Below are 12,404 nucleotides of genomic sequence, written 5' to 3' on the forward strand. Positions count from 1 at the left end.
CCGCGACCACTGGCGTCGTCCGGCGTCGGTGCCCCCCGAGCGGCAAGCGTGGTCACTTGCCAGGAGGCGAACTGATGCCCCGTTTTCCCTTCACCGCCGTCGTCGGCGCCGACGACCTGTCCACCGCCCTCGTCCTGACGGCCATCTCCCCCGCTATCGGCGGCGTTCTCGTCCGGGGTGAGAAGGGCACCGCGAAGTCCACGATCGTGCGTGGTCTCGTCGGCGTCCTGCCGCGGGTGGACGTCGTCGCCGGGTGCCGCTTCTCGTGCGACCCCGCCGAGCCCGCGCCGGACTGCCCGGACGGCCCGCACCCGATCGGCGCTGACGCGGCCGTCACCGCTGAGCGACGCCCGACGCGCCTCGTCGAACTTCCTGTCGGTGCGAGCGACGACCGCGTCACCGGCTCGATGGACCTCGCGCAGGCCCTCGGCGCCGGCCGCACCGAGTTCCACCCCGGTCTGCTCGCGCAGGCGCACCGCGGGCTGCTGTACGTCGACGAGGTCAATCTGCTCGCCGACCACCTCGTCGACCTGCTGCTCGACGCCTCGGCGATGGGTCGCAACACCGTCGAACGTGACGGCATGTCGGTGACGCACCCGGCCCGCTTCGTGCTCGTCGGGACGATGAACCCCGAGGAAGGCGAGCTGCGCCCGCAGCTGCTCGACCGCTTCGGGCTGTCGGTCGATGTCAATGCCTCCCGCGACCCCGACGAGCGGGCCGAGGTCGTGCGTCGACGTCTCGCCTTCGATGCCGACCCGGACGCGTTCTCTGCCCGCTACGCGGCAGCCGAGGCCGAGCTCGGGGCACGCATCGTCCGGGCGCAGGAGGCCCTCGACGGCGTCGACCTGAGCACGTGGGCGCTACGCACCATTGCCCGTGTGTGTGCCGGATTCGACGTCGACGGCATGCGCGCCGACATCGTCATCGCCCGCGCGGCGCGCGCCCACGCCGCGTGGTGCGAGCGCGACCGAGTGACCCGTGAGGACATCCGCGTCGCCGCCCGGTTCGCGCTGTCGCACCGTCGCCGACGCGGGCCGTTCGACCCGCCCGGCCTCGACGAGGAGCTGCTCGACCGGCTGCTCGACGAAGAACCCGAACCGCCGACCGACCCCGAAAGCCCCGACGATCCGCAGCCCCCGTCGGGTGGTTCGGACGACGACCCGAACGGCGAACCGGGTGACGGTGACGACGCGCCTGACAACGACGACGCCGGGCCTCCGCCGGCTGGCTCGCAGCAGCCACCGGCATCGAGCGATCGGGCGACTGAGTCCTCGTCGGATTCGGTTGATCCGCAGCACGATTCGCCGTCCGATGCGGAGGAGTCCTCCCAGGAGCAGCCGTCCTCCGAGCAGCGAACCGGCGCAGCCGCCGCCGTCGGCACGGCTTCGGCGGGCACGCCGTACCGTCCGCGCCGTTTCGAGGTGCGCGGTGTCGGTCGCGGTGAGGCCGGTCGGCGCAGCGCGGCCGAGACGACGCGCGGACGCGTCATCGGTGTCTCCCCGACGACGACCGGCCGCGTCCACGTCACGGCCACCATCACGAGCGCAGCGTCGCGTCGCACCGCGGGGACGCGGGGCCGCCTCGACATCGCGGCGCACGACGTCCGTCACGCCCGGCTGCGGGGGCGCGAGTCGAATCTCGTGCTGTTCTGCGTCGACGCCTCCGGTTCGATGGCAGCGCGCAAACGCATGGACGAGGTGAAGACGGCTGTACTGTCGCTGCTGCTCGATGCGTACGAGCGTCGCGACAAGGTCGGGCTGGTCGCGTTCAACGGCGCCGACGCGCACGTCCTGCTCGCCCCGACGTCGTCCGTCGATCGGGCGGCCGCGGCACTGACACAGCTACCGCACGGCGGACGCACGCCCCTCGCGGAAGGGCTCACGCTGGCCGCGAGCACCCTCGAACGTGAACGCCGCCGCGACCCGCGCCGTCGCGCGCTCGTCGTCGTCGTCACCGACGGGCGCGCCACGAGCGGGCCCGATGCCCTCGCTTGCGCCCAGCGCACCGCGTCGGCGTGGCCGGGCCTCGGCGTCGACACCGTCGTCGTCGACTGCGAGAGCGGACGCTTCCGCATGCGCCTAGCCGCCGACCTCGCCCACCGCATGGGCGCGACGCACGTGCCCCTCGAGAACGTCTCCGCCTCGGGCCTCGTCGACGCCGTCGCCGCCGCTCGCGCGCCGCACGGAAAGGCCGCCTGATGCCCCAGGGAGAAACGACCGTCACCCCGGACGACGGCCTGACGACGCGTCAGCGCCGCAACCGACCCGTCGTCGCCATCCACTACGGCGCGGGCAAGGGCAAGTCGACAGCGGCGTTCGGGCTGGCACTGCGCGGCTGGAACCAGGGGTGGTCGATCGGCGTGTTCCAATTCGTCAAGTCCGCGAAGTGGAAGATCGGCGAGCAGGAGGCGCTCATGGCGCTCGGCGAGGTGCATGAGCGCACCGGCCGGGGCGGGCCCGTCGAGTGGCACAAGATGGGTTCGGGCTGGTCGTGGTCGCGCAAGGGCGGCACCGAGGCCGACCACGCCGCGGACGCGCTCGAGGGCTGGCGCGAGATCAAGCGTCGCCTCGCGGCGGAGACGCACCAGATGTACGTGCTCGACGAGTTCACCTACCCGATCAAGTGGGGCTGGATCGACGGCGAGGAGGTCGCGCGCACCCTGGCGGAGCGACCCGGCAATCAGCACGTCATCATCACCGGGCGCGACCCGCACCCGGCGCTGCTCGAGGTGGCCGACATCGCCACCGAGATGACGAAGGTCAAACACCCCTTCGACACCGGCCAGAAGGGCCAGCGAGGTATCGAATGGTGACGCGACTGCCGCGCGTCGTGCTCGCCGCGCCGGCGTCCGGGCAGGGCAAGACGACGGTGAGCGTCGGCGTCATGGCCGCCCTCGCCGCGCGCGGCCTGCAGGTGGCGCCCGCGAAGGTCGGCCCCGACTTCATCGACCCCGGCTACCACGCGCTCGCGACAGGACGCGTCGGGCGCAACCTCGACCCGTGGCTCGTCGGCCCCGAACGCGTCGCACCGATGCTCGTGCACGGCGCGATGACGCCGGCGCCCGCCGACGTCGCCGTCATCGAGGGCGTCATGGGGCTGTTCGACGGGCGCCTCGGCACGGAGGGGTTCGCCTCGAGCGCGCACGTCGCGACGCTGACGCACTCCCCCGTCGTCCTCGTCGTCGACATCAGCTCGTCGTCGCGTTCGGTCGCCGCGAGCATCCACGGGTTGCGCACGTTCGACCCGCAGCTCGACGTCGCGGGCGTCGTGCTCAACAAGGCCGGCTCCGAACGTCACGCAGGCGAGGTGCGGCGCGCGTGCGAACGCATCGGCGTGCCGGTGCTCGGTGTGCTGCCGCGTGACGCGGGGGTGAGCGTCCCGTCACGGCATCTGGGACTCGTCCCGGCCGACGAACGGGACGCCGCACGCGCGACACTCGACCGACTGGCCGAACGCACCGCCGCTCACATCGACCTTGATGCGCTGCTCGAGATCGCCTCGGGCGCACCCGATCTCGCTGACGAACCGTGGTCGCCCGCACCCATGTCTGCGGCGCCGACGACGGCCGGGCGGGACGCCCCCGTCGTCGCCGTCGCTGGGGGTCGTGCCTTCACGTTCCGTTACGCCGAGACGCTCGAGATGATGCGCGCGCGAGGTCTCGAACCCGTCGTGTTCGACCCCGTCCGTGATCGCGCACTGCCCGCCGGCACCCGCGCGCTCTACCTCGGCGGCGGCTTCCCCGAAGTGCACGCGCGCTCGTTGGCGGCCAACACGAGCCTGCTGGCCCAGCTGCGGGACGCCGTGACGTCGGGGCTGCCGACCGTGGCCGAGTGCGCCGGGATGCTCTATCTCCTCGAGGCCGTCGACGGTCACCGCTTCTCCGGGGTACTGCCCGCGACGGCGGCGATGTCATCACGGCTGACGCTGGGCTACCGCGAGGCCGAGGCACCCGTCGACACGCTTCTCGCCGACGCGGGCACGCGGGTGCGCGGCCACGAGTTCCACCGCACGCTGACGACGCCGGCCGCCGGTGACGGCGAAGGTGGGGGCCACGCGGCCTGGCTGCTCGACGCGGGTGCCGACGGCTTCTCCGCCGCCCACCGCGCCGGCAGCGAGCCCACCGTCCACGCCTCGTACCTACACACGCACTGGGCGGGGTACCCCGAGTTGGCCGACCGTTTCGCCGCCGCCACGCATCGCGCGGCGGGCCTGGGCCTCGTCTCGACACCGGTGCCGAGCCTGCCCCGCCCGCGTGTCGACGCGCGAGTGGACGCGGCGCTGCCGGGCGGTGCGACGCCCGGCGACGAGCATCACGGTGACGCCGAGGTCGGTGACGGGCTCGTCGACTTCGCCGTGAACGTCCGCGCGAGCACGCCCCCGGCGAACCTGCGGCACGCCCTGCGCGGCGTGCTCGACGAGGCGGCCCACTACCCCGATGCACGCACCGCCACCGACGCGGTCGCCGCGCACCATCGGCTGGCGCGTGAGCAGGTGCTCCTCACGAACGGAGCAGCCGAGGCGTTCACGCTCATCGCGCGGGCGCTGGCGCCGCGCGCACCCGTCGTCGTCCACCCGCAGTTCAGCGAGCCCGACGCCGCGCTACGCCGCGCCGGGTGCCCGGCCCGGGCGCACGTGCTCGATGTCCGCTCCGGTGCGCACCTCGGCGACGCTGACGTCGCGGCGCTCGACGGCGCCGATCTCGTCGTCCTCGGCAACCCGACGAACCCGACGGGCGTGCTCCACCCGCGCGCGCAGCTCGAGAAGCTGCGCGGTTCCGGATGCGTGCTCGTCGTCGACGAGGCGTTCATGGATCTCGTGCCCGGTGAGAGCGAGAGCCTCGTCGGTGGCGACATGACCGGGGTGCTCGTCGTGCGATCGCTGACGAAGACGTGGTCGATCGCCGGGTTGCGCGCCGGCCATGTCGTCGGCGACGCGGCCCTCATCGCGACGCTGCGCGCGCAGCAGCCGCATTGGTCGGTGAACTCACTCGCCCTCGAGGCGACGCGGTACGCGATGACGGCCCCCGCCGCGCGTCAGGTCGCCGAGTGGACCGAGGAGACGAGCCAGTGGCGCGAGCATCTCGACCGCGGCCTGCGTTCGCGCGGCCTGCCGGTGCTGGCGTCGGCCGCCCCGTTCGTACTCGCGCGCGTCGGAGCGGGCGCGCACGCCGCGTGGCGGGACGCCGGGTTCGCGACACGCCGCGCCGACACCTTTCCCGGCCTCGACGGCTCGTGGGTGCGCCTCGCCGTCCGAGACCCGCTGACGACGGATGCCCTCCTCACCGCGTTCGACGCGTTCCGCCAGAGCGGGGAGGCCGCATCGTGACGCGCGTGTTGCTCCACGGACCGGGGGTGTTCGGCCCCAGCCTGCCCGGGATCATCGCCGAGCTCGCCCGCGCGGGGGCACAGGTCGATGTCCTTCTGGATGTGGGTGAGAACGCGAGCGCCGGCGCTCCTCACCGCAGCTCTCCCCACCTCCAGGCTCCCGACCCTCATGCACCCCACCTCGACGACCTTGCCTCACGCGGGCTGTGTCGACTCGTCACGGACGCCGATCCGCTGCGCTATGACGAAGTGCGTCGCCTCACCGCCAACCAGCCGGGCGAGGAGGCTCCCCACGGACCTGCCGGTGAGGCCAAGCGTCCTGGGCGGGTGACGCTCGTCGGCGGCGGCCCGGGTGATCCGGGCCTGCTCACCGTCGCCGGGTTGGGCGCGATCGAGCGCGCCGACGTCATCGTCTGCGATCGCCTCGCTCCCCTCGACGCCCTCGCACACGCCCGAGCCGACGCGACGATCATCCACGTCGGCAAGATTCCGCGCGGCGCGTTCACGCCACAGGAGGAGATCAACCGATTGCTCGTCGAGCACGCGCTCTCCGGGCGTGACGTCGTGCGGTTCAAGGGCGGCGACAACTTCGTCTTCGGTCGCGGCGGCGAGGAGGTGATCGCCTGTCGAGACGCCGGTCTCAGCGTCGACGTCGTGCCGGGGGTGACATCGGCGATCGCCGTGCCGGCGCTCGCCGGCATCCCCGTGACGCACCGGACGTCATCGCAGGGGTTCACGGTCGTCTCGGGGCACGTCGCGCCCGGCGACCCGCGCTCGGATCTCGACTGGGCGGCACTGGCCCGCACCCGCACCACCCTCGTCGTCCTCATGGGCGTCGCGCACCTGCGCGCCATCGCATCGGCACTCGTCGACGGTGGCCTGCCCGCCTCGACGCCCGCCGCAACGATCGCCGACGCCGCCATGCCGAGCGAGCGACGCGTCGTGGCGACCCTTGCGACGTTGCCGGACGCCGTCGCCGACGCCGGCCTCGGCGCACCTGCCATCACCGTGATCGGCGACGTCGTCGCAGCTCTCGACGGCACCCGGCTCCATGCGTCGTCCGACGACACCGGAGCGGCGTGATGAGCGACGCTGTCGTCACCCGACCGGCATGGGAGGGGCTGCGCCTCGCGACGGGGACGTTGAGCGTCATTCCCGTCGGCGCGATCCCGCCGATCACCACGCCGGTGGCGCGCTGGGCGATGACCCTCGCGCCCCTGGCCGCCGTCCCGCTCGCTGTGGTGACGTCGCTCGTCCTGCTCGTCGGGCACTGGGTCGACGCGCCTCCGCTCGTGGCCGGTTTCTGCGCGGTCGCTGCCCTCGCGGCCGGCACGCGCGCCATGCACGTCGACGGATTGGCTGACACCGTCGACGGATTCGGCGCGGGGTGGAACCGGGAGCGCGCCCTCGAGGTGATGAAGCGTGGCGACGTCGGCCCGATGGGTGTCATCGCCGTCGTCGTGACGGCCGGCGTGCAGACGGCGTGCTTCGCGGCGCTCCTCGACGCGCCGTGGCTGGCCGGCGCCGCCGTCATCGTCTCGCGGGTGGCGTGCACGACCCTCGCCCACCGACGGTGGAGCGCTGCACGGCCTGACGGGATGGGCGCCGTCGTGCTGTCGGCCGTCCGGACCCCGGAGCTCGTCGCCGCAAGCGTCGTGGGATGGCTGGTGCTCGTCGGCGGATCTGCCCTGGCTGATGCCTCAGGTGACGATGGGTTCTCCACCGGCGCAACGCTTCTCACCGCTCCACTGGCCGCCTCGGTCGCCTCCGGCGCCGCGCTGGAATGGCTCGCTCGTCGCGCGACCCGCACCTTTGGCGGCCTGACGGGTGACGTCATGGGAGCCGGCATCGAGGTGGCCCTCACCGTCATGCTCATCGTCCTCACGCTCGGAGTCTGGCGATGAGCGCCCCGCGCCGCGTCCTCGTCACCGGCGGCGTGCGCTCGGGCAAGTCGACGTACGCCGAACGCCTGCTGTGGGAGGCGCCCGCGACGTACCTGGCCACGGGGCCGACACGTCCCGACGACGACGAGTGGCGTGCCCGCGTCGCAGCCCATCAGCAGCGGCGGCCGTCACACTGGTCGAGCCTCGAGTCGGTCGATGTTCCCTGCGCGCTCACCGAGATCCACGGTCCGTTCCTGCTCGACGACGTCGGCTCGTGGCTGACCTCCGCCCTCGAGGAATCCGGCGCCTGGGTTTCTGACACCGGCGAAGGCCCTCGCCGAGGCGACGAGGAGCCATCGACGCCCCCGCCCCCGTCGATGCCGACGTGGCACCAGCGGTACGCCGCCCGGGCCGATGCCTTCGTCGCGGCGATCACGGCGTTCGAACACGACCTCGTCATCGTGACGAACGAGGTGGGCTTCGGTCTCGTCTCTCCCTACCAGTCGGGGCGCCTCTTCACCGACGAGCTGGGGCGCCTCAACCAGCGCCTCGCGCGAGCGTGCGACGACGTCGTCCTCGTCGTGGCGGGTTGCCCCCTCGTGATCAAGGGCGAGCCCAAGAACCCATCGGGGGCATCGTGACCGGCCTTCTACTCACGCAAATGGCGCACCTCGACGGTGCGGTCTCGCGCGGCGCGACGACCACCGCCGCGCCAAGGTTCTTGACGCGGACAGGGCTTGTGACGCGGACAGCGCGCGCGAGCGCCGGCTGGGATCCGATCGCGGCCGGTGTGGCGCTCGGGTATCTCGCCGACCGGCGCTGGGGTGACCCGGCCCGGCATCACCCCGTCGCCTGGTTCGGTGGCTGGGCGGCCACCTGCGAGCACCGGCTGTGGGCGCCGCGACGCTCGCGGGGCATCGCGTATCTCGTCGTGACGCTCGCTCCGCCGGTCGCCGGTGCGCTCGTTCTCGATCGACGCCGGCCGCTGACGCGCACCCTCATCACGGCGCTGGTGACGTGGGCGGCCCTCGGCGGACGTTCGCTGGAGCGCGAGGCGATGGCGGTGCACGACCTGCTCGCTGCGGACGACCTCGACGGCGCTCGTCACCGCATTCGCTCGCTCGTCGGACGCGACACGTCGCAGGCAGGCCCCGACGAGATGGCCCGGGCCGTCGTCGAGTCGCTTGCCGAGAACCAGTCGGATGCCGTCGCGGCAACCCTCGTCTGGGGCGCGGGGTTCGGGGCGCCTGGTGTCGTGCTGCACCGCTGCGCCAACACGCTTGACGCGATGATCGGGCACCGGACCGAGCGGCTCGAGCAGTTCGGTTGGGCCGCGGCACGATTCGACGACGTCCTCAACGCCGTTCCGGCCCGTGTGAGCGTGCTCGCGACGGCGATCAGCTGTGTCGTGGCGGGCGAGCCGTCGCGCGTGCGCGACGTCGTGCGCGCCGTCCGCCGTGACGCCCCCGCGCATCCGAGCCCCAACGCCGGGCCCGTCGAGGCCGCCGCCGCGGGCGCACTCGGGGTGCGCCTCGGCGGGACGAACGTGTACGCCGGCCGCACCGAGCATCGCGGTGAACTCGGCGACGGACGCGCGGTCGACGTCACTGACATCCCGCGTGCGGTACGGCTCACCCGACGCGTCGGACGCACGGTCCTCGTCCTCGCGCTCGGCGCGCGTCTCCTCGCGCGGCGTCGCACGATGAACTGACCGGTTCGCGTGTGCGGGCACAGCCGAACCGCGCGCGTATTCGAACGCAGGAACAGCCCCGCTCGTCAGCTCCGCAGGAACGTCACGACCTCGTCGAGCGTGCTCACCTCACGCAGCCCGGCCGGTGCCGCGGGCCGTGCGACGACGACGACGGGGACGCCGAGTTCGCGTGCTGCGGTGAGCTTCGCGGCGGTGTAGCTGCCGCCGGAGTCCTTCGTCAGGACGACGTCGACGGCGTGCTCCCGCATCGTCGCGATCTCGGTGTCGACGTCGAACGGGCCGCGGGTGTGCAACACCGTCCACGCGGGCGGCGCGGGGATGTCGAGCGGTTCGACGATGCGCACGAGCGCGGCCTTGTCGTCCCAACCGCGGTAGTGCTCGAGTGTCTGACGCCCTGTGGTCACGAACGGTCGACGCCACCCTTGCGCGTCGACGAGCGCCCGCGCGCCGGCGTAGGTGCTGACCCAGTGCCAGGTGGGCGCATCCGGGTGCTCACGCCAACCGGGGCGCGCGAGGCGCACGAGCGGGACGTCGGCGGCCGCGCAGGCAGCCACCGCGTGGGAACGCATCGTGACCGCGAACGGGTGCGTCGCGTCGACGACGTGCGTGAAGCGGTCGTCGCGCAGCGTCGCCGTCAGCCCTGCGACGCCGCCGAACCCGCCGATCCTGACGTCGCCGACCGGCAGCCTTGGCCGCGACACGCGCCCGGCCAAGGAACTGACGAACGCGATCCCCAGCTCGTCGAGGCGTGCTGCGAGAGCGCGGGCTTCACTCGTTCCGCCGAGGACGAGCACCTTCGTCGATGACACGCCCGCAGCCTACCGACCCGTGCCCCGACAACGCCGTCGGCCCCCCTCACCGCAGTGAGAGGGGCCGACGTTCAGCGGGTGAGAGCCGTGGCTCTCAGCTGATCGCGTGGATCAGTTGCCCGTGAGCTTCTCGCGCAGAGCAGCCAGCGCCTCGTCGGAGGCGAGGGTGCCTTCGGCCGGAGCCGAGCTCGAGCTGGAGCTCGACGACGAGGAGGACGAACCCTGCGAGCTCGAGCCCGAGTTCGACGACGAGTACGACGTCGGGGCGGTCTCACCGGACGCCGCAGCTTCGGCGTCGTCCTTGCGGGCCTGCTCGATCTGGGCCTGGTGGGCCTCCCAGCGCGAGTGGGCCTCGGCGTACTGCTTCTCCCACTTCTCACGCTGCGCGTCGAAGCCCTCGAGCCACTCGTTCGTCTCCGGGTCGAAGCCCTCGGGGTACTTGTAGTTGCCCTGCTCGTCGTACTCCGCAGCCATGCCGTACAGCGTCGGGTCGAACTCGGAGGCGGCAGCGCCGTCCTCGTTCGCCTGCTTCAGCGACAGGGAGATGCGACGACGCTCGAGGTCGATGTCGATGACCTTGACGAAGATGTCGGAACCGACGGTGACGACCTGCTCGGGCAGCTCGACGTGACGCTCGGCGAGCTCGGAGATGTGGACGAGACCCTCGATACCGTCCTCGACGCGCACGAACGCACCGAACGGGACGAGCTTCGTGACCTTGCCCGGCACGACCTGGCCGATGGCGTGCGTGCGAGCGAAGTGCTGCCACGGGTCTTCCTGCGTCGCCTTGAGCGACAGCGAGACGCGCTCGCGGTCCATGTCGACGTCGAGCACCTCGACGGTGACTTCCTGACCGACCTCGACGACCTCGGACGGGTGGTCGATGTGCTTCCAGGACAGCTCGGAGACGTGGACGAGACCGTCGACGCCACCGAGGTCCACGAACGCACCGAAGTTGACGATCGAGGACACGACGCCGGAGCGGACCTGGCCCTTCTGCAGCTCCTTGAGGAACGTCGTGCGAACCTCGGACTGCGTCTGCTCGAGCCACGCACGACGCGACAGGACCACGTTGTTGCGGTTCTTGTCGAGCTCGATGATCTTGGCCTCGATCTCCTTGCCGACGTACGGCTGCAGGTCGCGGACACGACGCATCTCCACCAGCGACGCAGGGAGGAAGCCGCGCAGGCCGATGTCGAGGATGAGACCACCCTTGACGACCTCGATGACCGTACCGGTGACGACGCCGTCGTCTTCCTTGATCTGCTCGATCGTGCCCCAGGCGCGCTCGTACTGCGCACGCTTCTTGGACAGGATCAGGCGGCCTTCCTTGTCCTCCTTCTGGAGGACGAGAGCCTCGACGTCGTCGCCGACCTTGACGACCTCGCCCGGGTCGACGTCGTGCTTGATCGAGAGCTCGCGCGAGGGGATGACACCCTCGGTCTTGTAACCGATGTCGAGGAGAACCTCGTCACGGTCGACCTTGACGATGACACCTTCGACGATGTCGCCGTCGTTGAAGTGCTTGATCGTCGCGTCGATCGCGGCGAGCAGCTCCTCCTCCGAACCGATGTCGTTGACAGCGATCGGGGACGTGGTGGTGGAAGTCATGTGTAAGAAGTAACTTTCGGTGGGCAATTCGGGAGGCGAGACCATCGGGCACGACAACGCGCGCAGGTGGACCGCCTCTGCGGACAAATCGAACAACGTCTCGGGCGCGCCCGGCCCCGTCTGCGAGCAACGGGGAGCGTGGGCACGTACGACACGCCCTCTCATCCTAGGCACGCGGGGCGATCAGGGCCAAATGGGAAGGGCATCGTAGCGTGGGTTCATGCAGACCCCCGACCGTGCCGGACGCTTCGACGTCGACGCAGCCTCCTCCGCCCGCGGAAATCGCTCGTGGTGGGACGCCGAGGCGCGCGACTATCTCGACGAGCACGGCGCCTTCCTCGGTGACGCCGAGTTCGTCTGGGGGCCGGAGGGGTGGCGCGAGGACGATCTCCACGTCCTCGGCGAGCCGAGCGGGCTCGCGGGCCGCGACCTCCTCGAGTTCGGTGCCGGCGCCGCGCAGGCCGGACGCTGGTGCGCCAGGCAGGGTGCACGCGTCGTCGCGACGGACCTGTCCGGCGGGATGCTGCGCACGGCCGTGCAACTCGACGCCCGCACCGGCACGTCACTGCCGCTCGTGCAGTGCGACGCGAGCCGACTGCCGTTCGCGGACGCCTCCTTCGACGTCGTCTTCTCGGCTTTCGGCGCGGTTCCGTTCATCGCCGACACCTCGGCCCTCATGCGGGAACTGGCGCGCGTCACGCGCCCAGGCGGGCTTGTCGCGTTCTCGACGACGCACCCCGTCCGCTGGAGCCTGCCCGATGTGCCCGACGCCGCCGGGCTGACGATCCAGCACTCGTACTTCGACACGACGCCCTACGCCGAGGCGGCGGGCGACGACGTCGTCTACGCCGAGCACCACCGCACTCTCGAGCAGCGCGTGCGCGAACTGCTCGACGCCGGGCTCGTACTCGAGCAGTTACGCGAACTGCCGTGGAAGGAGTCGAACAAGTCGACCTGGGGTGGCTGGAGCCCCCTGCGCGGACGGCTCGTGCCGGGCACGCTCATCCTCGCCGGCCGCAGACCTGCCTGAAGGGTGCGTCGCGCGAATACCGCCAACAGGGTCGGC

At 71.9% G+C, this 12,404-nt stretch carries 10 protein-coding genes; 8 read left to right on the forward strand and 2 right to left on the reverse strand.

Features of this window, described 5'->3' with window-relative positions; genetic code table 11:
* Positions 1-74 precede the first annotated feature (74 nt).
* Genes EDC82_RS07595 through EDC82_RS07625 form a run of 7 tightly spaced genes read left to right on the forward strand, consistent with a single transcriptional unit; the run spans position 75 to position 8,918 of the window.
* Entirely contained in the window at positions 75-2,198 is a 2,124-nt protein-coding gene (locus tag EDC82_RS07595) for a VWA domain-containing protein (protein ID WP_131941071.1), read from the forward strand.
* Complete coding sequence (cobO, locus tag EDC82_RS07600) at positions 2,198-2,812, forward strand: cob(I)yrinic acid a,c-diamide adenosyltransferase (protein ID WP_006945423.1); 615 nt, start codon at positions 2,198-2,200, stop codon at positions 2,810-2,812. Before EDC82_RS07595 ends, cobO begins: the two co-directional genes overlap by 1 nt.
* A complete protein-coding gene (locus EDC82_RS07605; protein ID WP_171969902.1) occupies positions 2,806-5,325 on the forward strand; it encodes a cobyrinate a,c-diamide synthase in 2,520 nt (839 codons plus the stop codon). Before cobO ends, EDC82_RS07605 begins: the two co-directional genes overlap by 7 nt.
* On the forward strand, positions 5,322-6,407 hold the full coding sequence (gene cobA, locus EDC82_RS07610; protein WP_131941073.1) for a uroporphyrinogen-III C-methyltransferase: 1,086 nt from the start codon (positions 5,322-5,324) through the stop codon (positions 6,405-6,407). Before EDC82_RS07605 ends, cobA begins: the two co-directional genes overlap by 4 nt.
* On the forward strand, positions 6,407-7,228 hold the full coding sequence (locus EDC82_RS07615; RefSeq protein ID WP_074045280.1) for an adenosylcobinamide-GDP ribazoletransferase: 822 nt from the start codon (positions 6,407-6,409) through the stop codon (positions 7,226-7,228). Before cobA ends, EDC82_RS07615 begins: the two co-directional genes overlap by 1 nt.
* Positions 7,225-7,848, forward strand: coding sequence for a bifunctional adenosylcobinamide kinase/adenosylcobinamide-phosphate guanylyltransferase (locus EDC82_RS07620; protein WP_074045279.1), 624 nt, complete (start codon positions 7,225-7,227; stop codon positions 7,846-7,848). Before EDC82_RS07615 ends, EDC82_RS07620 begins: the two co-directional genes overlap by 4 nt.
* Before the next feature lie 20 nt (positions 7,849-7,868).
* Positions 7,869-8,918, forward strand: a complete 1,050-nt coding sequence (locus EDC82_RS07625) for a CobD/CbiB family cobalamin biosynthesis protein (protein WP_131941075.1) — start codon at positions 7,869-7,871, stop codon at positions 8,916-8,918.
* A gap of 65 nt (positions 8,919-8,983) precedes the next feature.
* Here EDC82_RS07625 and EDC82_RS07630 read toward each other — a convergent pair whose 3' ends face one another.
* Both EDC82_RS07630 and rpsA read right to left on the reverse strand, forming a co-directional pair.
* Positions 8,984-9,727 carry a cobalt-precorrin-6A reductase gene (locus tag EDC82_RS07630; protein ID WP_115296181.1) on the reverse strand — a complete coding sequence of 248 codons (744 nt, stop codon included), beginning with the start codon at positions 9,725-9,727 and terminating at the stop codon, positions 8,984-8,986.
* A 111-nt stretch (positions 9,728-9,838) separates the two neighbouring features.
* The gene (gene rpsA, locus EDC82_RS07635) at positions 9,839-11,338 is read right to left on the reverse strand and encodes a 30S ribosomal protein S1 (RefSeq protein WP_006943310.1); all 1,500 of its coding nucleotides are present in this window, start codon (positions 11,336-11,338) and stop codon (positions 9,839-9,841) included.
* Positions 11,339-11,558: 220 nt separating this feature from the next.
* On the opposite strand from rpsA, the gene EDC82_RS07640 reads away from it, so the two are divergent.
* Complete coding sequence (locus EDC82_RS07640; protein WP_131941077.1) at positions 11,559-12,368, forward strand: class I SAM-dependent methyltransferase; 810 nt, start codon at positions 11,559-11,561, stop codon at positions 12,366-12,368.
* Positions 12,369-12,404 lie beyond the last annotated feature (36 nt).

The organism is Dermacoccus sp. SAI-028 (assembly GCF_004346775.1).
Classification (GTDB): Bacteria; Actinomycetota; Actinomycetes; order Actinomycetales; family Dermatophilaceae; genus Dermacoccus; species Dermacoccus nishinomiyaensis.